The organism is Roseinatronobacter sp. NSM (genome assembly GCF_052379845.1).
GTDB lineage: Bacteria > Pseudomonadota > Alphaproteobacteria > Rhodobacterales > Rhodobacteraceae > Roseinatronobacter.
Genome location: NZ_JBQTCF010000009.1, coordinates 62,179 through 88,741, shown reverse-complemented (window position 1 = coordinate 88,741; position 26,563 = coordinate 62,179). Strand labels below are relative to the sequence as shown.

Here is a 26,563-nt window from a genome sequence, read left to right as displayed (position 1 = left end):
CTTATGATGACTGACTGCGCGCGCCGCCCCTTTGGCACAATGCCCGATGGCCAAGTCATAGAACAAGTGACCTTGCGCGGCGGTGGCATGGTGGCGCAGGTGCTGACCCTTGGCGCCATCGTGCAGGATTTGCGCATGGCCGGTAGCGACCATCCGCTTGTCCTTGGGGCCGATACCGCCGCCCCCTATCTGGACCAGATGCGGTTCTTCGGGGCCATTGTCGGACGTTTTGCCAACCGAATTGCCGGCGCGACATTCGAGCTTGACGGGCACCGCTACCGGATTGGCCCAAATTGCGCGGGTGGGCACGCATTGCATGGCGGGCCTGTGGGCAGTTCCCAGCGGCTTTGGGACATTACCGCGCACAGCACCGATAGTGTGACGCTTCAGCTTCATATGCCTGATGGCGAGATGGGCTTCCCCGGCAACCTGCGTGTTGTTGCCACACTCTCGCTGCCCGCCACGGGCACATTGCAGATATGCATTCAGGCCACCACCGACAAGGCCACCCCGTGCAGCTTTGCCCATCACGGGTATTTCATTCTTGATGACACGGGCAGCCTTGCGCAGCACAGCTTGCAAATTCGCGCTGATCATTACTTGCCGGTGGATGACACGCTGATCCCCACAGGCAAAATCGAACCTGTCGCAAACACTGCCTTCGACTACCGCACTGCGCGCGACCTGAAGGGGCAGGCGCTGGACCACAATTTTTGCCTGTCCATGACGAAAGCGCCTCTGCGCCCCGTGGCCTTGCTGCGCAGCAGGGCCACCGGACTGTCCATGCGCATGGACAGCACAGAACCCGGCCTTCAGGTCTATACAGCGTCACAATTTCCTGTCACTGGCCTGACCGGGCTGGGGCAGCGCCGTTATGGGCGGTTCGCCGGTGTTGCGCTGGAAGCGCAGGCATGGCCGGACAGCCCCAACCAGCCACGCTTCCCCTTGGCAATATTGCGGCCCCATGACCAATATCAGCAAACCACGCGCTATATCTTTCATGATGCACAAACTTTGGTGCCTGATTTGGCGGCGGGTTAAGGGGCCTGACGCGGACCTGCCCACAGGCGCGCGGAAAGTCGCGCGCGCGCAACTGTGAACAGCGCGGGTGCTTGAAAAACCACCCGCTATTCATACCTGCTTTACGGTACAAGACAGGAATGATGCATGAAATTTCGATATATTTTCCCCGTCGCCCTTGCAGTAAGCGCGGCCCCCGCACTGGCGGACCGCCAGCCCCCTGCCCAAGCACTGCCCTTGTCAGAAATCGTGACCGAACTGGAACACCGTTTTGACATTGCGTGGATTGATGAAATCGAATGGGATGATGACGGATATTGGGAGGTGGAACTTTACGCCCGCGACGGCAGTAAAATCGACCTGAAAATTGACCCTGTGACCGGCGCATTGCGCGAGGATTGATCACGCGCTGCCCCTTTGGGGCCTGAACATGCGCGCGGCGTGCAGGTGTTCTGTGGCACCGGTGCCGTGCGTGGCGCAAGTGTTGTTCACAACAATGGCCGCAAGCTGCCATGTTTTGCACGGCCCGACGTCACAGTTGCGCCCTATCCGCAAGGCAGTTTTGTCACGTTATATTGATTCGTTTCTCATTATTGATTTCTGAAGTCACGCCCAATTGTGGCCTGAATATGGCATAAAACTGGTCGAAAAAAGGCGCAATTCCGCCTTAATTATGAGGCATATCATCATCTTGCCCCAAATGCCTATCCTTTCGGGTAAGTGGTGGGTCAAACGGATACATGCGCCACAGTTTCAACACATTTTTTATCCGCCTTTCCTTTTGAGAAAATTTGAACAATGCGGCACAGTTAAGAGAAGATGAACCGCTGAACGGAGATTTAACGTGAAAGTCCTTATCGTAGAAGACGACGGATTGATGGCCCAGACGATTGCTGCATTGTTGGGGCAAAAGAAATTCAACGCAACAATCGTATCTGACGGCCGATCGGCGTTGGAAATGATGACGCTTTATCCTTTTGATGCAGTGCTTCTGGACCTGCGCCTGAAACAGGAATCCGGGCTGGATATCCTGCGAGAAGCCCGTCGCAAGGGGTTGACCTATCCGATCTTGATTTTGTCGGGCGACCTGGAAATTTCCACGAAGGTTGCCGCGCTTGGCGCAGGCGCTGACGATTATATCACCAAGCCGTTCAAAATTGACGAACTTAGCGCCAGAATTCTGGCCGTGGTGCGCCGCACAAACGGGCATATCAACACCAAGGTCACCATTGGCGATCTGGTCATCGATCTGGATGCGCGCACCGCATCCGCCCAAGGCAAGCTTCTGACGCTGACCAGCAAGGAATATGACATCCTTGAGACACTGGCCCTGCGCAAAGGCAGAACCCTAAGCAAGGACATGCTGATGAGCCAGCTTTACGGCGGCGTTGACGAACCCAGCATCAAGATCATTGACGTGTTTATCTGCAAGCTGCGCAAAAAACTGTGCGATGCGCTGGACGGAAATTGCCCCATCCAGACAGTCTGGGGGCGCGGCTATATGATGAAGGACCCTTCCGACACCTCGGTGCAGGATGATTATGCATTGTCTGCGTAAACGACACCTTGTTTCCCCGGCTGGCGCTTCAAAACCGCTTCAGGTTTCGGCCATGGGCCTTGCGGCCAAGAGGATTGCCAACATAACTCAGGCGCGTGTCGCGGTTCTGCGGCGCGCGCTGACACATCTGCGTGGGGTGGTTATTTCACCAAAAATGCGCGACTGGTCGATGCGGACAGATCCCTGTTTGCGGCTGCAAGCGTTCAACTGAACCCAAGATCACGCGCGATCATGGCCGCCTGCGTTCTGTTGGCAACACCAAGATGGCGGTAAATCGTCTTGACATGCAACTTCACCGTTGCTTCGGAAATTGACAGATCCTGCCCTATTTCCTTGTTTGACTTGCCATCACACAACCCCCGCAGAACCTGTGCCTCCCGGCGGCTAAGATCGCGCAACACCGGATCGGCGCGGCCTTCGACATCCTGCAGGAAACCGGCGGGCATATATGTTTCGCCCATCAACATGAACGCCACCGCATTGCGCAAGGATTTTGCAGGCAGCGTTTTGGGGACGAATCCGGACGCACCGGCATTCAGGGCCTCTTCAATGACGGCCCTTGGCGCATCGCCGGACATCAGCGCAACATGCTTCGCGCGCTTGTGTTCCAATGCGTCCTTCAGTCCGGTCAGCCCGTTCATTCCCGGCATGCGGTAGTCCAGAAGCAGCAGGTCGTAGGGGTCCACCTTCTCCATCATATCCAGCGCTTGGGCATAGCTGTTTGCACCGTCCACGGTCATATCCCCTGCGCTGGACAGGAACATAACCAGCGTATCACGCAACAAGTCATGATCATCGGCAATCAGAATACGCATACCACCCCCAAGCAATGCCATTTTAACCGGTAGACGGCGTTCCTGCGCCATGACGCACTGCCCGCACATATCGATTTCCGTATCAGCATTGTCTATTTCTTCAACAAATGCAAAATATCCAACGTTATCTCCGACTTATTTCGCGGCATGTCCAAAACAAGGCTTGCATTGGAAATTTCATCCGCTGCCTCAGGATGGGCACGCAGCACAACAACCGGCAGGTCGGCGCGGACCCGTCGTGCAACTGCGATAACCTTGTCCATCGCGCAATGCCCCATCGCACTGTCCAGCAAGACCATATCCCAGCCATCCAATTCTGCAGTCAGAAATTCCTCTGCGTCTTCCGCCCTGTCGCAGGGCACGGCCAGCCCGCCCGCACGTTCCAGAAGTCCGGTCAATTCGCGCAGGTTCGGGGGGTCCGTGCCGACAACAAGAAACGAGAAACCATGCAGATGCCCCCTTTTCGCAATGGGTTCGCGCAGGTCATCTGGTTTGGCAAGCGGCCACAAGATTGTAAAGACAGTCCCCTGCCCCGGCGCGGTTTCAACGGCCAATGCCCCGCCATGGTCGCGCACGGCCCCAACCACAATGGGCAAACCCAGCCCTGTGCCGCGTTCCCCCTTGGTCGAGAAATAGGGCGTGAAGATATTTTCCCGCGTTTTGGCATCCATGCCCGGCCCGTTGTCAGACACTGTAATCCTGACATACTCCAACCTGTCCTGCCAGCCGCCAATGTCAAACACCCTGCCGGCGTCCCCGGGTTCGGGGTCGCTGATGCACACGGTGATCAGGCCGGGGGGGTCTTGCGCATCCTGACTGGCCACAGCATCGCGCGCGTTGATGCACAAGTTCAGAACAGTTTGCATCACGGCTGTCTGATCGGCCAGACACATTACCGGACGGGGCGGCAGGGACAATTGCAACTGAACCGGCGGGCGCAACCCAGCACGCACCAAGTCAACTGCATCGCGCACTGGAATGGACAAATCAACAAGGTCCTTTTCCAGCTTCTTCTTGCCAAGTGCCATCATCCGGCGCACCAAGCCCGAAGCCTGTTCCACCGCAGAGCCGATGTTTTCCGCAAGCGCCCTGCTGTCACCTGCGCCGGTTTCCTCAATCAGGCTGGCCGCCCCTGAAATGGCCGCCAGAAGATTGTTGAAATCATGCGTCAATCCCGCCGCGATCTGTCCAACCTCCTCGCGGCGGCGCGCAAGGGCCAGTTCCTCGCGCAAGCGTTCCTGCTCGGCCTCGATATGCAGTTTTTCCGTAATGTCTTGCAAGATGCACAAGATGCCGCCATCGCTGCTGCGCGTGGCCGAAATTTCCACATCGCACAAGGTGCCGTCCTGCCGTTTGGCAAGCGCCTGACCTTTCCAAAACCCCTGCCGGGCGAAGGCGGGAATTGCCACTTTGTCCAGCGGTTCGCCGGGTTTGCCCTGAATCATGTCGCGCCAGAAATGGCCCAAAACCAGATCGGGTGCCGATTGCTGAAAAATCTGCGCCGCGGCACCGTTGGCATAGGTCACAATGCCATCCTCTGTAAGTAGCGCAATACCGTCGCGCGATGCATCCATCGCGCGGGCGCGGTCGGACAGGGCGCGTTGTTCGGCATCCTTCAGGTCCGTGATGTCGGACAAAATAGCAATACGCCCCCCATCAGGGGTAGGTTGCTGAATTTGACGATACCAGCGCCCGGCGCGGTTTTGCACATTGGATTCCGTGTATTTCAGGTGAAAGCCCTGCAATTGTGCGGAAATCCACGCTTGCGGGTCCGCGACATCTTGCGCAAAGCAGCCACATTCAACCCCGGCGGCCAGTATCTCGGACAGACTGTTGCCGGGGACAAGCACCGGGCGCAGTTCGGAAAACAGGTCACGATACCTGTCATTGCATAGCACCATTTTCTGATCGGCGTCATATTGAATAAACGCATCTTGCATGATGCTGACTGCACTGCGCAGCTGTGCGCGGGCGGCTTGTTCGGCCTTCAGGGCCAGTTCCAGATTGCGCGCATGAATGCGGTGTTCGGTCAGGTCGGTCTGGACGGACATGAACCCCGTCAAATCACCCGACTCGCCAAAGATTGGCTGTATCGCAATTTCAATCCAATAAAGTTCGCCTGATTTTGTCCTGTTCAGAATTTCGCAGGTAATCGCGCATTCTGCCGCAATTGCCTTGCGGATCTTCGCAATTGTGTTGCGGTCAGTTAACGGGGATTGCAGGAATTCACCGGGTTTGCGGCCCAATATTTCGTGCAACCCATAGCCTGTCCGCCGCTCAAATGCAGGATTGACCCATTCAATCAGCCCCTGCGCATCTGTGATGATGATCAAATTGGTGCTGTTCATCGCAATCTGGCCCAAGCGTTCAATCTCGATGCGTTGCAGATGCGATTCCGTAATATCGCGGACCACGGCAATATATCCGCCGTTTTTGCCCTTAACATCGGGCGGTCGGCGGGCCGCGGATACTGAATACCAGTATTGCTTGCCCCCCATCTCCAGTGAACACTGATAGCCGGTGGCAAGGTCCGCTGTTTCAAGATCCTTGCGTATTTGCTCGGCCAAGGCGCCGACATGTGCGGGGAAATAGGCTTGCAGGGGGCTGCCCACAAGACTGTCGAGCGTAATAGGCAGGTTCATTCGGTTATTGACATGAAACCCGGTAACCCGCAAATTCTGATCGAATTCCAGCAAAACGTCAGGCAAAACACTTAGCGTCGCGCGCAGTTTCTCGCGCTCCACCTCTTTTTGGCGGCGCGCCTCCTCGACCTCAGTATCCGTTTTGCGCCGTATCAGCAGTGTCGCAATCATATTTGCGACCGATTTGATAAGGTGAATCTCCCCCAACAGGAAGGACCGCTTCTGGCGCACGGCATCATAGCCCACAAAGCCGACAACCCGCCCCTGATGCTGTAATGGAACCGCCAGAAGCGATTTGATTCCTTGTTCCTCCAAGGTCTGGCGCAGCGCCGCCCCCTCTGGCAGGGCCAGGATATCCGGGATATAGACATGCCCATCGGTGCGGAACCCCTGCCACCATGGGTCCGCCACCTCGGCGGGCACATCCTGCAGCAAGTCTTTAACAGGCTCTATCCCCTCGGCACACCATTCATATATATTGGAAATCAGGTTCACACCGGTTTCCTGAAATACATATGTCCGGTCACAGCCGCAAAACTGCCCCATCCGCATCAAGGCGGTGTCAATCACACTGTCAAGATGTTCGGGCGTTGCGGCCAGCAGGTCGTCAATCAGTTCAACGCTTAGCGCCTGTGCCTGTGTCAGTTTATGCAACGCGGCCCCCAGCTGGTCGCGGGCGCCAGTATCCCACGATTGCACCGCCAGATTATCCAGCACCGCCGCATCCTTCAGCGATGACAACACCTTGCTGCGCCGCATCTCTGCCTGTCGCGCGCAAGTCATGTCCAGCAGCGCCACCACATCTTGCACTTTCGCCACATCTTCGTCATCCAAGGCACAGGGGGCAGTTTTGCACACCACCAGCGCAAGCGGTTTCACAGCGTCTTGAATGCCACGAATGCTGAAAGGGAAAATACCGTCAGGCGCCGCCGCCCCCGCCCAAAGCATTGACCCGTCCAAACCCGCAAGATCGGGCAGACACCCTGCTTCAGAGGTCGCTATGCAAATGACATTTTCATCTTGCAAACTGAGCAAAGCGCAACATTGTGCGTCGATCGCGCTGCCCAACTGCGCCAGAAGTTCGCCAATACTGCGCATGTCGTCGCCGTTCTCGGCGCGGACCAGCTGCAAGAAATCAGAGATGGCCTTCAGCCAGTTATGCGATTCACGCGCGCTCATGCAACCTCTGGGCGATTCAGCACATGGCGTGTCCGCGCGACATCCTGATGGGCCAACGACGACAGCACCTCCAGCTCTGAGGTGGCCAAGGGCAGTCTGGCGCGCATCTCCTGCGCGAATGCACCCGATGCCATCATCCCCAGCGTCAGGGCCGCACCCTTGAACGTGTGCAGCACATTGTCCTGCGCTGTCGTATCGCCGGACGTGATGGCCGCGCCAAGGTCAGCTTCCAAAGTGGCAATATCGGCTTCAAACCGATCCACCAGCGACGCCACCAGTTCCGCACCCAACGCGGCAACAAGGTCATCCAGCTGGGGGTTCTCAACTTCTCCGTCCTCCTCAACCGGCGGCTGTGTGTCCTGCAACAGTGCCACGGGCGCTGGCGGGGACGTGTGGCCAGTGGCGGGAAACTGCGTCAGCACCTTTTCAAGGACAGCGCTTGTCACGGGCTTGGGCACAAATGCGTCCATTCCTGCGGCAAGGCAGGCTTCACGATCCTCGGAAAACGCATTCGCCGTTACGCCAACAATAGGCACAGTCAGGCCCATCGCGCGAATGCGGCGCGTCGCATCAACGCCGTCCATGACAGGCATCTGCATGTCCATCAGCACAATATCGGGAACGAAATTCTGCAAGAAGGCAACTGCGTCCTGGCCGTTTCGCGCCTCGGAACACTGATGTCCCAGATGTGCAAGAATTCCCTTCATGACATCCAAGTTAACTTCATTATCCTCCACGACAAGAACATGAAGCACTTTCGGGGGGCGCGACGGGCCGACGGCATCGTCCAATTCGGGCTGTTCCCCCTGCGTTGAACTGCTTTTTTGAACGGGTATTTCGAACCAGAACAAGCTTCCCTTGCCCAGCTTGCTTTGGACCCCGATCCTGCCATTCATGCCGTCGATAATGCGCTTGCAAATCGCCAGCCCCAGCCCGCTGCCGCCATATTTGCGCGAGAACGAGCCATCCAACTGGCTGAATTCCCGAAACAGGCGCGGCATGTCTTCTTCTGCAATGCCGATCCCGTCATCTTCAACCTCGATGCGCAAGACTGTGTCGCCCTGCAACATGCCCCGCAAGCGAACGCAGCCTTTGGGCGTGAATTTGATTGCATTGCCGATCAGGTTTATCATGACCTGCCGCAAGCGGGCGTCATTGGTCACAATTCGGCCAGATGGCATGTCCACAGTTAAGCTAAGGCCTGCCTCTTGCGCCTGATCCGCGAAGGCCCGTGTCATAAGGTCGCCCAACTCATCAAGGTCCAGTTCGGCCACGCGCCCATCTGAAGCACCCGATTCCAGCTTGGAGAAATCCAGTATGCCATCGATAAGGTCACGCAACAGCGCAGCCGACGCCCGGATCGTGTCCAGGCGTCGGGTATGTTGCGCGGGCATGGCAGCCAGCGACAGCAGATCCGCCGAACCGATAATTCCATTCAAAGGTGTGCGGATCTCATGGCTCATGGTGGCAAGGAACGCTGATTTCGCGCGGCTGGCGGCTTGTGCGCGCAGGGCTTGCCTGCGGCTACGTTCCTGCAACAGGGCCATATGCCGGTTTGATTTGCCGATCCGCCGCAACTGCGTCATCAGCAATGTAAAAATACCCAGGAATGCGACAATCAAAACCAGTGCCAGCAACGCAAGCTGATCTTGTATTTCGCGCCGCAAACTTCGGTCTTCCACGCGCATGGCGTTGATCGCAGAATTTGCCCCAAGAACAAGGTCATTTGACAATTGCGCCAGATCCTGAAGTTCATCGGCAATCAGCGAAATCGCGGGAAGATAGTCCTGCGATGCCGGCGACAGCGCATCGATGCGCGACGCCATATCCCGAATGTAGCTGTTAAATTCGCTGACACGCCGGGACAGGTCGCCATCTCCGCTCAGGTCCAGAACAAAAGTGCCGCCACCAAGCAAGCTGACACGACTATACAGGATGTCGTAATTATGCACGAAGCGATCATGATATTTTGGGTCGCCTGTCTCAACAATTACGAAAGCCAGGTTTTCCAGCGCCCGCAAATGCCTGTCTGACTGAAAGACGGCCCACATCGCATCTTCACGCACAATGGAGTCCATCTCTCGCTCTGTGTCCAGAAGACGCGAAAACAGCATCCCTGCGGCAAGCACGGAAAGAAGCGCAACAATACTCAGGAAAACGACGCCAACACGATCTCGCCAGAAGCTTGCGCGATGGCGTCGCGGGAATTTCACGGAAGCACCTGGATCTCTTTCACCTGCCAGACCGAGCGCCCGTAATACACTTCGTTGCGCAATTCGGGGTTCTGGTTGAACGGATAGATCACAAATAACGGCCCCTTGTCACGCACTGACATTGTATTTCCGTTCTGCCGTGTCGCCAGAATCACGTCAAAAGACTCGGTATCTGCCCAAGGCATATTCGCGGCATAATCGTTAATCGCCACGAAGCGCAGCTCCGACCCGGTGGCGCCCACGGCGTTCAACAGGTCAATAATGCGCGGGCCACTGAATTGCTGCGCGCCATCATGCCACGGGGTTTCAACATCGGTCACATGCTGGTCAAGCGCATCAAGCATGGCCAGATCGAACTGTGCGGCCCCATCGGCATTGGTCACCGACACTTCGCCAGAGACACTCAGAATAACAGTATCTTGCGGCTGATCCAGTTGCTGGGCTGTCGCAACACTTGTCGACAGAGCCACCGCAAAAGGGATGAAAAAACGTAAAAATCCGGTCATTTGCCTATCCTCGTATCCATAATATCTAAAACCTGTTTGCGTCCTTGCGCAATGACAGATTTCCATGATCTGTGGCATGAAAATCTTAACCACGACTGAATCAGGTTCATTTTTTGCTGTGTTGCGCCCCGCTAACTGTGATGAAGGACATGCCGCAAGGCTGTTGTAAGGGCGGCGCGCGTAAACGGTTTTCCCACGCATCCGTCAAACCCGACTTCCAGGTAATGCGCCACCTGATCGGGCATGGCATTCGCGGTCACAGCAAGGGCTGGCACGGGGGGGGCGGCGCGCTGTGCTTCGGCCTCTCGCACATTGCGCATGACATCTGTTCCCGCAACCTCCGGCATGTTGATATCCAGCAAAAGCAGGTCAAAGGGTTGCGTTTTCCACAGGCCGATCGCTTCCTGACCATCGGCGCATAATGTCACGTCAGCCCCCATTTTGCGCAGGATCACATCCAGAATTTTCCGGTTGGCCCGGTTGTCATCGGCAACAAGCACATGGTGCCCATTCAGGTCGATGTCCCCTTCTTCGGGGTGGGTGGTGCCTGTTTGCGGCAATGGCAGGGTCAGTGTGGCCGTGCTTCCTTTGCCGATCTGCGAGTCCAGCTGCAAACTGCCGTTCATGGCGTTGCTTAACCAGCGCGCAATGCTTAGCCCCAGGCCACTGCCGCCATAGCGGCGGGCAATGCCGTCATCGGCCTGCAGGAAGGGTTGAAACGCTGCTTCCAGTTCCTCGGGGCGCATGCCTATTCCGGTATCCGTCACAGTCAGCGTCAGCGCGTCAACCCTGTGCAAATCCAGAACAACGCAAACCGACCCCTGCGGCGTGAACTTGACGGCATTGGATAGCAAATGATGGATTATCTGGCGCACGCGCGCCCCATCGCCCAGCCGCACCCCGCGCGCGGCCCCGTCAACGCGGCAGTCAAATGACAGCCCTTTGGCCAACGCGTCCTGACGATGAATGCGCATTGCGCGGTCCAAGGCCAACACTGGATCAAACTCTGCAGTGTTCAACCCAAGCGTGCCGCTTTCCATGATCGCAACATCCAGCAGGTTCCCCAGCACATCAGACAGGTTCATCGCGGCGTCGGTAATCATGCCCAGATTGACGTGCTGGTCGGGATCGGTGCAGTCGCGCATCAACAATTCCGACATGCCCATAATGGCTGTCAGGGGGGTGCGCATTTCATGACTCATTGTGGCCAGAAACGCTGATTTTGCCCGGCTGGCCCGTGCAGCGGCGTCGCGCGCCTGTGCAATGTCACTGACATCGCCAGCATAGCCACGATAGCCCGCAAACTGCCCTTCTGCATCTTTGAACGGCACAATACTGACCTGCACTGCGCGCACTTGGCCGTCACGCAGGCGGAAGGTCAGCAATTCATTTTCAACCGCATGAAACGATGCGCCAAAAAGCGTGCTTAGCGGCTGGTCCTTGCGGGCAGGCGATGCAAACCGGCCCCCAAGCCGATCAACATGTATTCCCTGAACCAAATCCGCGGAGGCCCCAAGGGCGGTCGCCATCGCCTCGGAGACGTAAGACAAACGGCAGGTCGCATCAATTTCGAAAAACCACGCACCACTGATGCGCGCGATATCGCTCATCCTTGCGGCAAGCTTGTCATGCGCGGCGCGAATTTCGACCATATCCGAGATATCGCTTAACGTGATCACCAAAAAGCGCGCCTGCTTGCCGGCATCCGGCACAGGCCGCAAGGTCACCTGCGTCCATGACCGCGCCCCGTCGGGCCGTTTCAGTTCGATACTGCAACTTCCAGACTGGCGCGCCGTAATGGCCGCTTCAATATCGCGCAGCACCGGGGAGCCCGTATCTTCTTGCAGGAACTGCAGCGGGTCCTTGCCAATAAGGTCATGGCTGTGGCGCCCGGTGAATTTTGCCAATGCATCACTGGCGAACAGAATCGGTGTTTCGGGACTGCGCGCATCGGCAACCGCAATACATGCACCTGCTGCCGAAATAACGGTTTCCAACAGCTTTTCGCGTTCCTCAGATGTTTTCTGTGCATCATGCAACGCCAGAAGGTTGCGCACACGCAGGCGAAATTCGTCAATATTAACAGGCTTTTGCAAAAAGTCGGTGGCGCCTGCCTTGATGGCTTCCAGCCGCGTGCGCGCGTCATTGTCGCCGGTGATCATGATGATGGGCAAATGCCGCGTCAGCGCATCGTTGCGCAGGGCCATGACAGCATCTGTGCCCGTCATATCGGGCAGGCGATAATCAAAAATCGCCAGATCGGCCCCGTTGCGACAGGCCGCTATACCGGCCGCAGCGGAACTGTGCCCTTCGACAGTATACTCGGCAATCGCAGCAAGAGCGGCTGTCAGCACCTGCAGGATCATGGGATGATCTTCAACAATGACAATACGCATCTTGATCCGTGAGACTAAACACCTTTCCCCGACCCTAATCAGAAAAACTTTACAAGTAATTTATGGACTGCACCAGACCCACACAAACCAGCCCCCGTTCGCGGCCCTGGTGGCCTGTGGCCGGGTTTGCTGGCAGTCGCGCAGCGCAATCCAACCCTTTGTGCTCGCAGGGTTTCATACGAAAACCAAGGGGGCGCTGCTGCGCAGCACGCAGGAATGCAAACAGGGGGCACGCCACGCGCACCCCCTGCTTTTGAAAGACCACATACTGCGCTTAGCGTATGTCGCGTTCATTCGCATTCTCGCCACATACTCTAACTTATTGATTTCGCGGGTTCTAGAAGCTCAAAACCGGTTCCCACTTTTGAGCAACCTACTCTAGTAATAATAGCCCGAATAGCGCGTGTCGCTTTCCTGACCGACATGGAAGTTCAGCACAGCCAGCACGGCGGCCTCCTCGCTGATGTAGTCAACCAGCTGTTCATGCGCAAAACGCACATCAGACTGGCTTGTTTCACCTGCACGCACACAGAAAATCGCGCAATCTGATTGCATGGCGATATAGCGCGCGTCCACCACCGGAATAAGCGGCGGCGTGTCGATGATAACCACGTCAAAACGCTTGCACCCATCTTCAATGACAGCACGGAATGCTTCTGACTGAACCAATTGATCCGTTGGCTGGCCGGACCGTTCGCGGCCAAAGATGATGCCCACATCACTGCGCGGGTCGAAATCATAGCAGTCGGCGGCGGATTCATTTTCCTGACCAGAGACAAGGAATTCATACAGCCCCGATGACAATTCCACCCCGGTCAATTTGTGCATCGATGGCTTGCGCATATCCGCATCGATCAGCAATGTGCGCTTACCCGCTGCCGCGAATGTGCGTGCCAGTGACAATGCCAGAACGGATTTCCCTTCGGCGGGAACCGCGGATGTGACCATGATGACGGGAACACCGCGTTTGGGTTCAGGGGAAAATCGTTCGATATTTGCCCGCAAGCGGCGCATCGCTTCGGGAAATTGTGACATGGGCGCTTCTGCAATAATATCAGCAACCGACAGCTGGTCGCCAGATTGCGATATTCTGGGCACCACGGCGCCCACGCGCGCCCCGGTTACATTTGCCAGTTGCGTGGACGAATTGACCCCGCCGAAATAGAATTCGCTAAGGAAGGCAAGGCCAACCCCCAGCCCCAGCGACACCACGAAAGCCGCTGCCAGCACAAGGCGTGTGTTCGGAAAGGATTTGCGGTTCGGCGCAATGGCCGCGGATGCCATGCGCGAGTCGGCAATCTGCACCATCGCCTGAGTTTCCAGTTCGCGGATACGGTTCAGTAGATTGTTATACTGGCGTTGGGCGATGGACGCTTCTTGTTGCAACCCGTAAATGCGCGACAATGTTTCAGCCGAAAGTTCGCCGCCCAGCAATTCGCGCCGGATGTTTTCGCGCACATCTTCGGCGTCGCGCTGGAAACTTTGTGTTTCCTCTTGCAGCGATGCGACAGCGAGCCGCCCCTGTTGTTCCAGCTGGCGTTCCAGATTGTCCAGACTCAAACGCAGGTTGACAGCTACGGCGCTTCCATCCTCGACCTCGCCCAGTCGTCTGGCAAGGGCCTGACGCTGCGTTTCCAGCGCGCTTAGCCCCTCGGCCTCCAATTGGGCGGCAAGGGTGGACCAATCCTGCCGTTCCAGCGCGATCGTGCTGGCCTCAACCTGGGTTTGTGCTTCCAGTCGACTGGTGTTCAGGTCTTCCAGCCGCTGGCGCAGGCGCGCGACCGATGCAGACCCGCTTTCGCGTTCCAGCGCGTCAATATTGGTATCAATGAAGTCGGCCAGCGCCTGATCGGACCGCGCAAGCGCCGCTTCGGCAGTGTCCATCTGACGGCTAAGAACCGATGTCGCACTTAGGTATCCTTCGGATTTCGCGGCCACCTGAAGGTCTATATATACCTCGACCAATGTGTTGGCCAAATCCGCCGCGCGCTGCGGATTCGCGGATGTGATGGACACTTCGATAAGGTTCGTAAGCCCGCGCCGCCGAACTGTTACTGCCGTTCGCAGCTTGGACAAAGTGGCGTTCAAAAGCGCCTCGCCAGAACGTTCTGTGACGCCCATTCCCACGGCCTGCCGCACTTTGTCGGTCAACGACAGCGACGGGCCAAATTCAGCATCCTGCATCAACCCGCTGGCCGAGACCAATTCCAACAGCACCGTATCGGAGCGCAGAAGCTCAACCTCGCTTTCGATGATTGACGATGCCAGCGACGCGTTCTGCGCCCCTTCCGAGCCGGGCTGCAACAGGTTCTTTTGTGCCGTATCCACCAAAACCAGCGCCCGCGACGTATAAAGTGGCGTTGTCTGCGCCAGGTAGATGAAGGCCACACTCATAATAATGGCAACAGATAAAAGGATAATTTTCAAACGTCGGCGCAACATGGAAATGATCGCGCGCAAATCAATCGTATCTTCAACTTCCATCTTCTCAAACTGGCTTTCGCGAACCGTCTTCATGTCGTCTGGCCTCAATGAATTTCTTTGCACTCACTCTCTAAACAGGAATGCCCGTGACGGAAAGCACAATTGGCCGCATACCCGCAACCAGCCGCACGGCAGACAATTTGCCACTTTGATAGGCACCCGTATCAACGTTTATGCGTTTTGAGGTCAAAAGGACATCTTCAGTGATGACATGACCATGCACCACCACAGGCAATGGGCCTGTGGCGGCATCGATTTTGTCCCCCCCACCCCAAAGCAAATCCTCGGGGCGCTGCTGTTCAAGGCTGCGGGCCGGGTCGATGCCTGCATGGCACAGGAAATAATCCCCCACCGACAGGCCATAGGGCAGGTTCGTCAGGAACGCCCTGTGCGCGGCGGGGATCGTGGCATCCAGCATTTGTTTCAAATGCCGCACAGGCCGCGCAAATCCATGTTCAGGGTCAGGATGCATGCCATAGGACACCAGCGTTTCAGTGCCGCCAAATTGCAACCACTGGCGCGCGGGGGCGGGATCTTGCAAGAAGGCCAGCATCATGTCTTCATGGTTGCCGCGCAACACCATACGCTGGAAATTGCGGGGGGGCGGGTCCAGAAGATGGCGCAGCAACCCCGCGCTATCTGGCCCGCGATCAACGAAATCCCCCAGCACAACAATCAGCTTCGGGCCTGTGATCCCGGCGCTTTCGGCGTCATTTACAATGTCTTGTTCCAACTTGCGATACAGCGCATTGCATCCATGCGCGTCACCAATCGCGTAGACAGCGGCGGGCATCTGACGTAGCGCCAAAATCCGCGGCGCCGCCCCTGCCCCTGCATCCTTGCGGATATCACGGCTCACGGCGCTGCGCCGTGATCCGAACACCCCCTTCAGAAATCCCGCCATCAGGACCTGTCTTCTTTCCGGCGCAAACGCCCCAGCGCCATGCCCAGAATAACCGTGAACACCATCGCATTGGCCTGAATTTCCATGCTGAAATCCACAAGAGAATGCAGCGCCACCAGAACGATTGCGCCAAGGCCAATGGCGGGGGCCACATAATTCGTGCGCCGCCGCCGGATTGTCCTTACAAGACTGACCGCAGCGGCACATAGAATAATGATGGGCAGGCTTCCAAGGATAAGCCCTGCTTCCTGCCACCATGTCAGATAGGTGGAATGCGCCAGGTCCCAAATCAGCGCGCTGGACACTGGCGGACGATGCACCAACTCATAGGCCGAGGCGAAACTGTCCAGCCCGGTCCCCCAAAGCGGCGCTTCGCGGATCATCGCAAGAACCTGCACATACAAGTCAGTGCGCACATCCGACGCAGTGGTGACCAGAACACCGCGTTCAAGCACACCGGACTGGAAACTGGTCAGGAACACCACCCCGCCGGCCAGCGGTAACGCCGCCCCGCGCAGCAGCACCCGCGAAATGCTTGCATGGTATTTCAGGCTCATCACAACATAACCGCACCACGCCGCCACAAAACCGGCAAAAACGCCCATCCGCGACTGGGTTAACACCAGCGCAAGGGCCATGATTGCGACCGCCCCCCATAGCGCGGCCAGTTCGATATTCGCTTCGCTTAGCCATGTGCTGCCGCTGGGGTGGCGAACATGCGGGCGGTGTGCGCGTTCCATGATCAGGCAGACCCCGGCCACAAGCCCCATCCCCATGAAGGTTGCAAAGGAATTGCGGTTCACGAATGTGCCCGTAGCCACCCCTTCATAGGCGAATTTTTCGCCCCAGATAACGAAATCATCCAGAAAAATCAGGGCGATAATCGCCCAGATTCCATGCGCCAGAATAATCGTAAACAAACCCCACGCCATGCGGGAGACGCGCTGCGCGCGTGTCGACACCTCATAGGCAAGAATAAAAAGCGCCAACACCCCCAACAGGCGGATCACGGCAATCAGGGTTGATTCAGGCGCGATACTGCCCAAGGGCACGACATGGCCCGCAAATTCAGTGCGCGCCCCGGACATGGCAACGAAATATTGCACAAGCCCCGCGACTGGCAACAGCGCGGCAGCCACAAGCAACGGCCAGACCTGCAACACTGCTACTTTGCGCCCGGGTTCCGCAATCTGCATGGCAACCATGTAACACGCAAGTGTCACAAACAGCAAAACAGACCATGCCAACCAGAATACCGGCCGCGCCGATGCCAGCGGAATGGGCGCAAGCGCCAGAAAAACAAGCAACGCCCAACCCGCAATGTCGTTGACGCGCCGGCCTGCGGGGCCGTTCACTGCACGGTCCCCGTTGGAATGCTGCAGGGCGATTTCCTCGAATTCCATGGTCAGGCTGTCTTCCTGCCTGGCCGCTTGCGCACGATGGGCAACGCGCTGGGATGCGGTGGACCGCCGTTTTTCAAAATCAATCATCGCGCATTTCCCCGGACAGAACCATTACCTTAACCAGCGGCACGAAGCCGAACTATGAACCGTTGTTGCTGTTGGGCCGGCAGGGTTTCCAGAGTCTGGATGAACCATTCTCTGGCACGCGGCTGGGACTGGTATATTTCAACCAGATCATCCGTCAAAGGCCCCGAACTTAACAAAGTTTCGAATTCCGACGCGGCAATGGCAAGAATGGCGTCTTGCGCTTCGGGTGTGGCCCCGTCGTCGAAGGCCATTTCAAGCGCAAACTGCAACCGCCGCGAAGACAGCCATCCCTCAAAGCGTGCGGTGTCTTGCGCGCGTTGCAACGCGTCAATTGCGGTGTCACTTGCCCCCAGACGCCACCGGGACACAGCCGCAGCCAGATGCGCCACCGACCGCGTGGGCGCCATACGCAGGATCTCTTCTGCCCGTTCAAGGCAAATTTCCGCCATGGACTGGCGCGTTGCGGCGGGCAGCGCGCTGTAAACCCCGTAAATCTGGCTGTCAAAACACATGGTCATCTGTTCGCGCTGGCTAAGCGCTGCGCCCGCGCGGGCAAGTGTGACGGGCGCTTCGTCACTTTGATTCATAAGCCTGACGGCAAAAGCCGCCTGCGACATTTGCCTTTCCTGACTTGCCACAAATTCCGTGCGCGCATGATATACGGCCCAAATCGTAAGGATCACCAACAACACTGCGAACGAAACTCGAACCAACAGCACACCCTTTCTTGTTTTAAATGACAAACGCGTGGCGTGGGAATGTTCACGCAATTTTGTAGCCTAAGCCGAACCGCCGAAACGTAGAATGAGCCGCACACTTGGCGCGCAGAAATCCGCAAGTCAAGGCAACTGGCGCCTGTTTGAGCAGCATATGATCACGTCTTGGTGTATATATTGCGATATGTTGGGCGTATTTCGACTTTTTTTTAATCATCCGGCAGGAGACGGGCAATTTATAGCCCTACCGCGCAGTAGGCCACAATTGCAGGGCCAAAAGCGATTGCACACTCGGGCTCTGTGGTGTATTCCCTAACCAAAGCTTTATAAGGAGCAAAGTTATGCGAAAGTTTACATATTCAGTCCTCTTGGGAACCGCATTTGCCGTTTCAGCACCCGTGACGGCATCCGCACAGGTGGCCGATCTGGCGCAAATCGTAGAATCAGCTTGCAACACTGGCTCCTCGGGCGATTGTGTTGCCGCGTTGCGCACATTGCGCGCCGCATTGGGCGTCGCACCTGTTCCGCCCGCGCAGGTCGCGGCAGTTCAGACGGCGCTTGCCGCTGCAACCTCGAACGCGGTGCGCAGCGGTAACGTTGCAGCCGTGCGTGCCATGACAGCCGAAGTATTGTCGGTTGCAAACACCTCCATGCCTGCGGCAGCGCGCGCCGCCGTCGCACAGCAAGTTACCGCGACCGTTCAGGCATCGTCCCTGCCCGCCGAAGTTGTTGCCGAAGTGACCACAACTGCGGCGTCGGTTTCTACCGGCACAACAACGGGGTCTGTGGCAGTTGGCGGTGTCGCACCAGCACCAACCACAGAAGCGCCAACAGCTGAAGCGCCAGCAGCACCGACAGCCGCATCACCGAACTGATCGCGCGCACCCGTGTTAAGTGAATAGTCAAAAGGCCATGTTTTAAAACATGGCCTTTTTGCGTTGTGACGGTTTAGGCAGGGTCACCCCCTGCCCCTTTTGTCACGCCGTCGTGCATTCAGGAATGCCAAGCCGGATCAATTCCCGCCCCGACACGAACGCCATTGGCCCAATGCTGTGGCGCGCTTCTTGCAGATACCATGTGCGGATCGGTTCCGGGTAATGGTCCGCCATATATTGCGACCACAATTCAAAAAGCACCGGGCTTAGAGCGACGCCCCTGTTGGACGGGCCATGAAAGCCAAGGCGCGCAGACCGGGTGACGCAAACATTGTCGGTTCCCAGAAAAAGCGTGCATGCCGACATGCATTGTCCGGCAATCTGGATTGGCTGGCCGGTCATGCGCGCCTGTTCCACCTTGCGCATATAGGTCGGCAATTCGCCGCCACGATCCAGCGTGATGCGCATTGGCGCCATTTGCGCGGGAATCAGGTAGCGCATGATGTCATCCTGCCCCGCCGGACTGGGAAAGCGCACCCGCGCTTGCGCGTCGCCAACCGCAATAAAGGTCGTACAAAAAGCCACTGTTGCCACAAAAGCAAGCAGTCTTGCGGCACTGGTATGTGCCACAGTCAACAAACCCCGACAGATGTTCACTGTCGTTCGAATACGGGTTTGTTCAGCCCCCCACAAAGCTGAGTCAAACATGTTTAAGTCCTTGAAAACGGCGCTCTGCCCACCCTTCTGAGCACCTCGGGCACAGACAAGGTCGCATAAAGGACTTAAAACGGTTCTAACTGTTCAAATTCTTCTTTTTAAAATTAAATCAAAAATTTAACAGTCCACTTCATCCCCCTTGCCACTACGCCCCAGACGATGGCGATTCCTGCCATGTTCCCTTAACGTTCTGTAATTATACTTGGCCTTCGTCCACCACAGGTCTATGTTGGCGCTAGACACGGTTGGGGATGCACATGGCCGAGCAGAAATTTATCGAAGTGCGCGGTGCGCGCGAACATAACCTGAAAAACATTGACGTGGATATTCCGCGCGATCAGCTCGTGGTTATCACGGGTCTTTCAGGGTCGGGGAAATCGTCGCTGGCTTTTGATACCATCTATGCCGAAGGGCAGCGGCGCTATGTCGAAAGCCTGTCTGCCTATGCACGCCAGTTTCTGGACATGATGCAAAAACCGGATATGGACCATATTTCCGGCCTGTCGCCTGCAATTTCCATTGAACAGAAAACCACCAGCAAGAACCCGCGCTCCACTGTCGGAACCGTCACCGAGATTTATGATTATATGCGCCTGCTCTTTGCGCGCGCCGGCACCCCCTACAGCCCCGAAACCGGTCTGCCCATTGAGGCGCAGCAGGTTCAGGACATGGTCGACCGCATCCTGGCCATGGAAGACGGCACGCGCGCCTATTTGCTGGCCCCCATCGTGCGCGACCGCAAGGGGGAATACCGCAAGGAGTTTCTGGCACTGCGCAAGCAGGGCTTCCAGCGGGTCAAGGTTGACGGGCAGTTTTACGACCTGGACGAACCGCCCACGCTGGACAAGAAATTCCGCCATGACATTGATGTGGTGGTGGACCGTCTGGTGGTGCGCGAAGGCATGGAAACGCGGCTGGCCGACAGTTTGCGCACAGCCCTTGATCTGGCAGAGGGAATTGCAGTTCTGGAAGAAGCGCGTGAAGACGGCGCGCGCATGACATTTTCGGAAAAATTCGCCTGTCCTGTCAGCGGCTTCACAATATCGGAAATTGAACCGCGTCTGTTTTCGTTCAACGCACCGACGGGCGCGTGCCCTGCCTGTGACGGGTTGGGGGTGGAACTGTTTTTTGACGAACGCCTTGTCGTGCCGGACCATGCACTGAGATTGTATGACGGGGCAATTGCACCATGGCGCAAGGGCAAATCCCCCTATTTTCTGCAAACCATCGAATCACTGGCGAAACATTATGAATTTGACGCCAAATCCCCTTGGAAGGATTTGCCCGCCCATGTGAAGCAGGTTTTGTTATATGGGTCCAATGGCGAAGAATTGCCCTTCCGTTATGACGAAGGGGGGCGTGTCTATAATGTCACGCGCGCCTTTGAAGGTGTTGTTCCCAACATGGAGCGCCGTTACCGCGAAACCGACAGCAACTGGATCCGAGAAGAGTTCGAACAATACCAGAACCACCGCGATTGCGGGGTCTGCGGGGGCTACCGCCTGAAACCCGAAGCGCTGGCCGTCAAGATTGGCGGTTTGCATGTCGGGCAAGTTACCCAGATGGCCATCAAGGAAGCGCTGGACTGGGTGCAGGCTGTGCCAGAGCACTTAACCAAACAAAAGAACGAAATCGCCCGCGCCATCCTGAAGGAAATACGCGAACGTCTTGGTTTTCTGGTGAATGTGGGGTTGGATTACCTGACATTGGGGCGGCATGCGGGCACGCTTTCGGGCGGCGAAAGCCAGCGCATCCGGCTGGCCAGCCAGATTGGCAGTGGTTTGACGGGCGTGCTGTATGTGCTGGATGAACCCAGTATCGGGTTGCACCAGCGCGACAATGACAGGCTGCTGGTCACGCTGCGCAACCTGCGCGATCAGGGCAATACTGTCATTGTCGTGGAGCATGATGAAGAAGCCATCCGCACCGCCGATCATGTGCTGGATTTCGGCCCCGGTGCCGGGGTGCATGGCGGGCGTGTGGTGGCGCAGGGCACGCCCGAACAGATCATGGCCGACCCGGCCAGCGTGACAGGGCAATACCTGACAGGGGCGCGGCAAATCACCGTGCCCAAAACGCGGCGCAAGGGCAATGGCAAGAAGCTGAAAGTGGTCAAGGCCAGTGGAAACAACCTGCATGATGTGACGGTGGATTTCCCACTGGGAAAATTTGTCTGCGTGACGGGGGTTTCGGGGGGCGGAAAATCCACGCTGACCATTGAAACCCTGTTCAAAACAGCCAGCATGCGTCTGAACGGGGCGCGGCAAACACCGGCCCCTTGCGAAACCATCAAGGGGTTGGAGCATCTGGACAAGGTAATCGACATTGACCAGCGCCCCATCGGGCGCACGCCGCGGTCCAACCCTGCCACCTATACGGGCGCCTTCGGGCCGATCCGCGACTGGTTTGCGGGTTTGCCGGAATCCAAGGCGCGCGGGTACAAACCGGGGCGGTTTTCCTTCAACGTGAAGGGCGGGCGCTGCGAAGCCTGCCAAGGCGATGGGGTGCTGAAGATCGAAATGAACTTCCTGCCCGATGTCTATGTGACATGCGAAACCTGCAAAGGCGCGCGCTATAACCGTGAAACGTTGGAAATTCTGTTCAAAGGCAAAAGTATAGCGGGCGTTCTTGATATGACAGTAGAAGAAGCGCAAGGCTTCTTTCAGGCAGTTCCGTCCATCCGCGACAAGATGGATGCGCTCATGCGCGTGGGCTTGGGCTATATCAAGGTCGGCCAGCAGGCCACCACCCTGTCAGGGGGCGAAGCACAGCGCGTGAAGCTGGCCAAGGAACTGTCGCGCCGGTCCACAGGGCGCACCCTGTATATTCTGGATGAACCGACAACCGGCCTGCATTTCGAAGATGTGCGCAAATTGCTGGAAGTGCTGCATGAACTGGTGGATCAGGGCAACACGGTTGTGGTGATTGAACATAATCTGGATGTGGTAAAAACTGCTGACTGGATTATTGATATCGGGCCAGAGGGGGGCGATGGCGGCGGGCAAGTTGTGGCCACAGGCACGCCCGAGCAGGTTGCAAAAGTTGATGCCAGCCATACAGGCCGCTATCTGGCCCCCATGCTGAAGCAGAGGCGCGTTGCGGCAGAATAGCCGACAGGTGGTTCAGGCAGGCAGGCTGTGGAAATACCCGTCCAATGCACGGCCGGCATCGTCAACTGTGTCAACCAGTTGGAAAAAGCTTCGAATACTGGGCTCGGCAAAGCGTTGATCGATCACATGATCGATCAGGGCCGCCAAGGGGGTCCAGTATCCGTTTGTATTCAGCAGTATGATAGGCTTCTTGTGCAATCCCAGTTGCCGCCATGTCAGCACTTCGAAGAATTCATCCAACGACCCGGCCCCGCCCGGCAGCACCACAATCGCATCTGAGTTGGTGAACATCACCTTCTTGCGTTCATGCATGGTTTCGGTGACCACCAGGCTTGACAGCGACATCCTGCCCTGTTCGGCCTGCATCAGATGGGTGGGAATAACACCAAATGTCGGCGCACCGCCCGCTTGCGCGGCGCGCGCCACCTCGCCCATGATGCCAATGTCACCCGCGCCGTAAACCAGCCGCCAGCCGCGCTGCGCAATCAACTGGCCCATATCGCGCCCGGCTTGCACAAAGGCGGGGTCAGCGCCCGCGCGCGCGCCGCAAAAGACGCAGACAGAAAGTGGTAAAACTGGCATTACAACAAGACCTTGTGTCGGTTTTCTTTTGCTCTCGGATACCCTGCTTGTTATGCTGGCGCAAGGTAAAGGCGGCGTGTGGTGCAAGCTGCAGCTTCATTCATGCCCAAAGGATCACGTCATGCTGAAATATCTGCCCAAAGATACCTTGGCACAATGGGCCGTGGGGTCCATTGCGGTCGCGGGGGCTGCGTCCTTGGCGTATGTCCTGATATTCCCCCCCGACACGGACGAACCCGCCCTCATGCCCCCGCGCCTTGGCAATGTCACAGAACCTGCAGCACTGGCCGAACCGGGGGTCGCCCCCGAAGCGGACCTGCGGCTGGCCATCGCCGATCAGGTGACCGATGCCGCCCCGAAATTCGATCTGGTGCGGGTCACTGATCTGGGGGATATCCTGATTGCGGGCAAGGCCCCTGCGACAACTCAGGTGGCGGCCTTGATTGATGAAGAACAGATCACACAAACCATAAGCAGCCCTGCAGGCGAATTTGTGATGATGTTCGATTTGCGCCCCAGCGCCGTTCCGCGCGTCCTTGAGCTGGAAGTCCGCTTGCCCAGCGGGCACCGCATCAGGTCGCAAGATACCCTGATGCTTGCCCCGCGCAGCGAACTTCTGGTGGGGCAGCGCGACACGGACGGAACCAGCTATCCCGTTCAAATGGCCGCACAGGTTCAGACGGACCCGTTGTTTCCCGGCCTGAGCCCGCCTGCGCGCCCGCAGGTTGATGGCGGCGCGGCTGCATCCGAATTTGCGCCCCCCCCCATCGCCACATCCGAACCACAAGACGTCCCCCCCCGCCCCGAAACCATGCACGACCAGAACCGCCCGCAGGCCGGGCCGATGGCGGTTCTTATGCGGTCTGATGGCAGTGTGCAGGTTCTGGGCGATGCAGCGCGCCTGCCGCAGGCTGGGCAAGAAGCTAACGTGTCCGTGGAAAGCGTCGTTTACGACGCTGAAGGCGAAGTTGCCCTTGGCGGGCGCAGCCGTTCGGCCGGGTCTGAAATTCAGGTCTATCTGGACAACCAGCCCATCATTCGCACAAGGGCTGGCGCCGATGGCAATTGGCAAGCACAGCTTGCAGGCATAGAACGCGGCGTCTACAGGTTGCGGGTCGATGAACTGGACGAGGCCGCGCAGGTCATTTCGCGCGCTGAAATCCCCTTTGAACGTGTCACACCGCAGATTGCCCGCGACGGCACTGGGCCACAGGCGCTTATTGTGCAACCGGGCAACACGCTTTGGGCGATGTCCGAAGCCAGATTCGGGGACGGGCGGCGGTATATGCGCATTTTCGACGCCAACCGAGACCAGATTCGCAACCCGAACCTGATTTTCCCGGGGCAAGTGTTCATGGTGCCCCCGCCCGAAGGGTAACCCCCGCCCCCCCCTGCCGCTGCCGTCACAACCCAACTGGTCAATCCGCGCCGGGCTGACTAGAGTGCGGCCATTGGAAACTGAAGGCACATCATGTCACGACCCTCTCAGGCGCGGGTGTCCGGCCAACCCGACACACAGACGCAGACCAAACCACCATCCAGCGGGCTGCGCATAATTCGTCGCGTCCTTCCTTATTTGTGGCCCCATGGGGAAACATGGGTGAAACGCCGCATCGTGCTGGCGCTGGTCATGCTGGTGATTGCCAAGCTGGTCGCCGTTGGCACACCGTTCTTCTACAAGGCGGCGGTTGATGCCCTGGCAGGCGAAGGGGCGGCATGGATGCTGGCGCTTGGCGCTGTGGGGCTGACAATTGCCTACGGGATGGCGCGATTGATGGAAATCGTGTTTCAGGAATTGCGCAATGTGCTGTTTACCCGCGTGGGCCAGCGGGCGCTGCGCAAGCTGGCGCTTGAAACATTCGAGCATATTCACAAGCTCTCGCTGCGCTACCATATCACCCGCAAAACAGGCGGGCTAAGCCGCATTATCGAACGGGGTGTGAAAGGCGTTGAATTCCTGCTGCGTTTCCTGCTGTTTTCGATTTTTCCGTTGATCTTGCAGTTGCTGATGATCGCGGTAATTTTCTTTCTGATGTTCGATGTCTGGTATCTGGTCGCGGTGGTGGCGACGATTTCGCTATATGTGTGGTTCACCTTTCGGATCACCGAATGGCGCGTGAAACAGCGCCGCGAGATGAACCGTCAGGACACCGACGCCAACCAGAAGGCGATTGACAGCTTGCTGAATTTCGAAACAGTCAAGTATTTCAACGCAGAAGGCATGGAAGCCCGGCGCTATGACAGCGCCATGGCGCAATATGAAACCGCCGCTGTCGCCACAAACTATTCGCTGGCGTTTCTGAATTTCGGTCAGGCTTTTCTTATCACGACGGGCCTTGTCGTGGTCATGGTGATGGCCGCCATGGGCGTGCAGAATGGCGCGTTGACTGTTGGGGATTTCGTTCTGGTCAATGCCTATATGATCCAGATTACCATGCCCCTGAACTTTCTGGGAACAGTCTACCGCGAAATCCGGCAAGCGCTTGTCGACATGGCCGAAATGTTCGACCTGCTGGACCAGCCCCCCGATGTGACCGACGCCCCCGACGCCCGCCCCCTGCAGGTTGATGGCGGGGAAATCCGGTTTGACAATGTGCAGTTCGGATATGATGCCGCGCGCCCCATCCTGAAGGGAATTGACCTGACAGTGCGCGCGGGCCAGACAGTTGCGATTATCGGGCCTTCGGGGTCGGGCAAATCCACGATCGGCCGTTTGCTGTTCCGGTTTTATGACGTCACCGGCGGGGCGGTTCTTATTGACGGGCAGGACCTGCGCGCGGTCACCCAATCCAGCCTGCACAATGCGATTGGCGTTGTCCCGCAGGATACAGTCCTGTTCAACGATTCCATTGCCTATAACATTGCCTATGGCCGCGACGGGGCCACCCGCGAGGAGGTTGAGGACGCCGCGCGCGCCGCGCGCATTCATGACTTCATCTGTTCCCTGCCCGAAGGCTATGACACCGCAGTGGGCGAACGCGGCCTGAAACTGTCTGGCGGCGAGAAGCAGCGCGTGGGCATTGCCCGCACCTTGCTGAAAAACCCGCCCATTCTGCTGCTGGATGAAGCCACATCTGCACTGGACACACAGACAGAACGCAGCATTCAGGACAGTTTGCGCCAAATGGGACAGGGGCGCACCGTCATTACAATTGCACACCGCCTGTCAACGGTTGTGGATGCAGACCTGATTGTCGTGCTTGATAACGGGCAGATTGTGGAAACTGGCACCCATGACGACTTGCTGCCGCGCAATGGCCAGTATACCGCGATGTGGGAACGCCAACGTGCCAATACGGCGCAATAGGCGGCAGTTCTGTCGTGCGGGTCATTCAAAATGACAGCGGCACCTGCAG

18 protein-coding genes are annotated in these 26,563 nt (G+C 57.5%); 7 read left to right on the top strand and 11 right to left on the bottom strand.

The window, feature by feature from the left end; translation table 11 throughout:
- Positions 1-3: 3 nt before the first annotated feature.
- The 3 genes from ACTZWY_RS06930 to ACTZWY_RS06920 all read left to right on the top strand — a co-directional run bounded on the left by ACTZWY_RS06930 (position 4) and on the right by ACTZWY_RS06920 (position 2,578).
- Positions 4-1,041: an aldose epimerase family protein gene (locus tag ACTZWY_RS06930; protein WP_444789967.1), complete on the top strand. Its 1,038-nt coding sequence runs from the start codon at positions 4-6 to the stop codon at positions 1,039-1,041.
- Between the two features lie 126 nt (positions 1,042-1,167).
- Entirely contained in the window at positions 1,168-1,422 is a 255-nt protein-coding gene (locus ACTZWY_RS06925; RefSeq protein ID WP_444789966.1) for a PepSY domain-containing protein, read from the top strand.
- A gap of 442 nt (positions 1,423-1,864) precedes the next feature.
- A complete protein-coding gene (locus ACTZWY_RS06920) occupies positions 1,865-2,578 on the top strand; it encodes a response regulator transcription factor (protein ID WP_444789965.1) in 714 nt (237 codons plus the stop codon).
- A 203-nt stretch (positions 2,579-2,781) separates the two neighbouring features.
- Here the strand turns inward: ACTZWY_RS06920 and ACTZWY_RS06915 are convergent, their stop codons facing one another.
- The 9 genes from ACTZWY_RS06915 to ACTZWY_RS06875 all read right to left on the bottom strand — a co-directional run bounded on the left by ACTZWY_RS06915 (position 2,782) and on the right by ACTZWY_RS06875 (position 17,824).
- Positions 2,782-3,393 carry a response regulator transcription factor gene (locus ACTZWY_RS06915; protein ID WP_444789964.1) on the bottom strand — a complete coding sequence of 204 codons (612 nt, stop codon included), beginning with the start codon at positions 3,391-3,393 and terminating at the stop codon, positions 2,782-2,784.
- Positions 3,394-3,485: 92 nt separating this feature from the next.
- Complete coding sequence (locus tag ACTZWY_RS06910; RefSeq protein ID WP_444789963.1) at positions 3,486-7,214, bottom strand: PAS domain-containing protein; 3,729 nt, start codon at positions 7,212-7,214, stop codon at positions 3,486-3,488.
- Positions 7,211-9,427: an ATP-binding protein gene (locus tag ACTZWY_RS06905; protein ID WP_444789962.1), complete on the bottom strand. Its 2,217-nt coding sequence runs from the start codon at positions 9,425-9,427 to the stop codon at positions 7,211-7,213. Before ACTZWY_RS06905 ends, ACTZWY_RS06910 begins: the two co-directional genes overlap by 4 nt.
- A complete protein-coding gene (locus tag ACTZWY_RS06900) occupies positions 9,424-9,933 on the bottom strand; it encodes a hypothetical protein (RefSeq protein ID WP_444789961.1) in 510 nt (169 codons plus the stop codon). Before ACTZWY_RS06900 ends, ACTZWY_RS06905 begins: the two co-directional genes overlap by 4 nt.
- Positions 9,934-10,064: 131 nt before the next feature.
- Positions 10,065-12,329, bottom strand: a complete 2,265-nt coding sequence (locus tag ACTZWY_RS06895) for a response regulator (RefSeq protein ID WP_444789960.1) — start codon at positions 12,327-12,329, stop codon at positions 10,065-10,067.
- Positions 12,330-12,707: 378 nt separating this feature from the next.
- Positions 12,708-14,846, bottom strand: a complete 2,139-nt coding sequence (locus ACTZWY_RS06890) for a GumC family protein (protein WP_444789959.1) — start codon at positions 14,844-14,846, stop codon at positions 12,708-12,710.
- Between the two features lie 37 nt (positions 14,847-14,883).
- Positions 14,884-15,717, bottom strand: a complete 834-nt coding sequence (locus ACTZWY_RS06885; protein WP_444789958.1) for a metallophosphoesterase family protein — start codon at positions 15,715-15,717, stop codon at positions 14,884-14,886.
- Positions 15,717-17,207 (bottom strand): O-antigen ligase family protein, encoded by a 1,491-nt coding sequence (locus tag ACTZWY_RS06880; protein WP_444789957.1) that lies wholly within the window; start codon positions 17,205-17,207, stop codon positions 15,717-15,719. Before ACTZWY_RS06880 ends, ACTZWY_RS06885 begins: the two co-directional genes overlap by 1 nt.
- A 29-nt stretch (positions 17,208-17,236) precedes the next feature.
- Positions 17,237-17,824, bottom strand: a complete 588-nt coding sequence (locus ACTZWY_RS06875) for a hypothetical protein (RefSeq protein WP_444789956.1) — start codon at positions 17,822-17,824, stop codon at positions 17,237-17,239.
- A gap of 440 nt (positions 17,825-18,264) precedes the next feature.
- On the opposite strand from ACTZWY_RS06875, the gene ACTZWY_RS06870 reads away from it, so the two are divergent.
- Positions 18,265-18,798: a hypothetical protein gene (locus ACTZWY_RS06870; RefSeq protein ID WP_444789955.1), complete on the top strand. Its 534-nt coding sequence runs from the start codon at positions 18,265-18,267 to the stop codon at positions 18,796-18,798.
- 102 nt (positions 18,799-18,900) lie between these two features.
- Here ACTZWY_RS06870 and ACTZWY_RS06865 read toward each other — a convergent pair whose 3' ends face one another.
- Positions 18,901-19,299 (bottom strand): hypothetical protein, encoded by a 399-nt coding sequence (locus tag ACTZWY_RS06865; protein WP_444789954.1) that lies wholly within the window; start codon positions 19,297-19,299, stop codon positions 18,901-18,903.
- A gap of 473 nt (positions 19,300-19,772) precedes the next feature.
- On the opposite strand from ACTZWY_RS06865, the gene uvrA reads away from it, so the two are divergent.
- Positions 19,773-22,625 (top strand): excinuclease ABC subunit UvrA, encoded by a 2,853-nt coding sequence (gene uvrA / locus ACTZWY_RS06860; protein WP_444789953.1) that lies wholly within the window; start codon positions 19,773-19,775, stop codon positions 22,623-22,625.
- Between the two features lie 12 nt (positions 22,626-22,637).
- Here the strand turns inward: uvrA and ACTZWY_RS06855 are convergent, their stop codons facing one another.
- Positions 22,638-23,207 (bottom strand): LOG family protein, encoded by a 570-nt coding sequence (locus ACTZWY_RS06855; protein ID WP_444789952.1) that lies wholly within the window; start codon positions 23,205-23,207, stop codon positions 22,638-22,640.
- A 121-nt stretch (positions 23,208-23,328) separates the two neighbouring features.
- On the opposite strand from ACTZWY_RS06855, the gene ACTZWY_RS06850 reads away from it, so the two are divergent.
- Together ACTZWY_RS06850 and ACTZWY_RS06845 are read left to right on the top strand one after the other, a co-directional pair.
- A complete protein-coding gene (locus tag ACTZWY_RS06850; RefSeq protein ID WP_444789951.1) occupies positions 23,329-24,585 on the top strand; it encodes a LysM peptidoglycan-binding domain-containing protein in 1,257 nt (418 codons plus the stop codon).
- Positions 24,586-24,678: 93 nt separating this feature from the next.
- Positions 24,679-26,514 carry an ABCB family ABC transporter ATP-binding protein/permease gene (locus tag ACTZWY_RS06845; protein WP_444789950.1) on the top strand — a complete coding sequence of 612 codons (1,836 nt, stop codon included), beginning with the start codon at positions 24,679-24,681 and terminating at the stop codon, positions 26,512-26,514.
- Positions 26,515-26,563 lie beyond the last annotated feature (49 nt).

Bases quoted from the DNA above. Each gene is read 5' to 3' on its own strand.
- ACTZWY_RS06930 (WP_444789967.1), top strand. From the start codon at position 4: ATGATGACTGACTGCGCGCGCCGCCCCTTTGGCACAATGCCCGATGGC.
- ACTZWY_RS06925 (WP_444789966.1), top strand. From the start codon at position 1,168: ATGAAATTTCGATATATTTTCCCCGTCGCCCTTGCAGTAAGCGCGGCC.
- ACTZWY_RS06915 (WP_444789964.1), bottom strand. From the start codon at position 3,393: ATGCGTATTCTGATTGCCGATGATCATGACTTGTTGCGTGATACGCTG.
- ACTZWY_RS06910 (WP_444789963.1), bottom strand. From the start codon at position 7,214: ATGAGCGCGCGTGAATCGCATAACTGGCTGAAGGCCATCTCTGATTTC.
- ACTZWY_RS06900 (WP_444789961.1), bottom strand. From the start codon at position 9,933: ATGACCGGATTTTTACGTTTTTTCATCCCTTTTGCGGTGGCTCTGTCG.
- ACTZWY_RS06895 (WP_444789960.1), bottom strand. From the start codon at position 12,329: ATGCGTATTGTCATTGTTGAAGATCATCCCATGATCCTGCAGGTGCTG.
- ACTZWY_RS06890 (WP_444789959.1), bottom strand. From the start codon at position 14,846: ATGAAGACGGTTCGCGAAAGCCAGTTTGAGAAGATGGAAGTTGAAGAT.
- ACTZWY_RS06885 (WP_444789958.1), bottom strand. From the start codon at position 15,717: ATGGCGGGATTTCTGAAGGGGGTGTTCGGATCACGGCGCAGCGCCGTG.
- ACTZWY_RS06880 (WP_444789957.1), bottom strand. From the start codon at position 17,207: ATGATTGATTTTGAAAAACGGCGGTCCACCGCATCCCAGCGCGTTGCC.
- ACTZWY_RS06875 (WP_444789956.1), bottom strand. From the start codon at position 17,824: ATGTCGCAGGCGGCTTTTGCCGTCAGGCTTATGAATCAAAGTGACGAA.
- ACTZWY_RS06870 (WP_444789955.1), top strand. From the start codon at position 18,265: ATGCGAAAGTTTACATATTCAGTCCTCTTGGGAACCGCATTTGCCGTT.
- ACTZWY_RS06865 (WP_444789954.1), bottom strand. From the start codon at position 19,299: ATGCGCTACCTGATTCCCGCGCAAATGGCGCCAATGCGCATCACGCTG.
- uvrA (WP_444789953.1), top strand. From the start codon at position 19,773: ATGGCCGAGCAGAAATTTATCGAAGTGCGCGGTGCGCGCGAACATAAC.
- ACTZWY_RS06855 (WP_444789952.1), bottom strand. From the start codon at position 23,207: ATGCCAGTTTTACCACTTTCTGTCTGCGTCTTTTGCGGCGCGCGCGCG.
- ACTZWY_RS06850 (WP_444789951.1), top strand. From the start codon at position 23,329: ATGCTGAAATATCTGCCCAAAGATACCTTGGCACAATGGGCCGTGGGG.
- ACTZWY_RS06845 (WP_444789950.1), top strand. From the start codon at position 24,679: ATGTCACGACCCTCTCAGGCGCGGGTGTCCGGCCAACCCGACACACAG.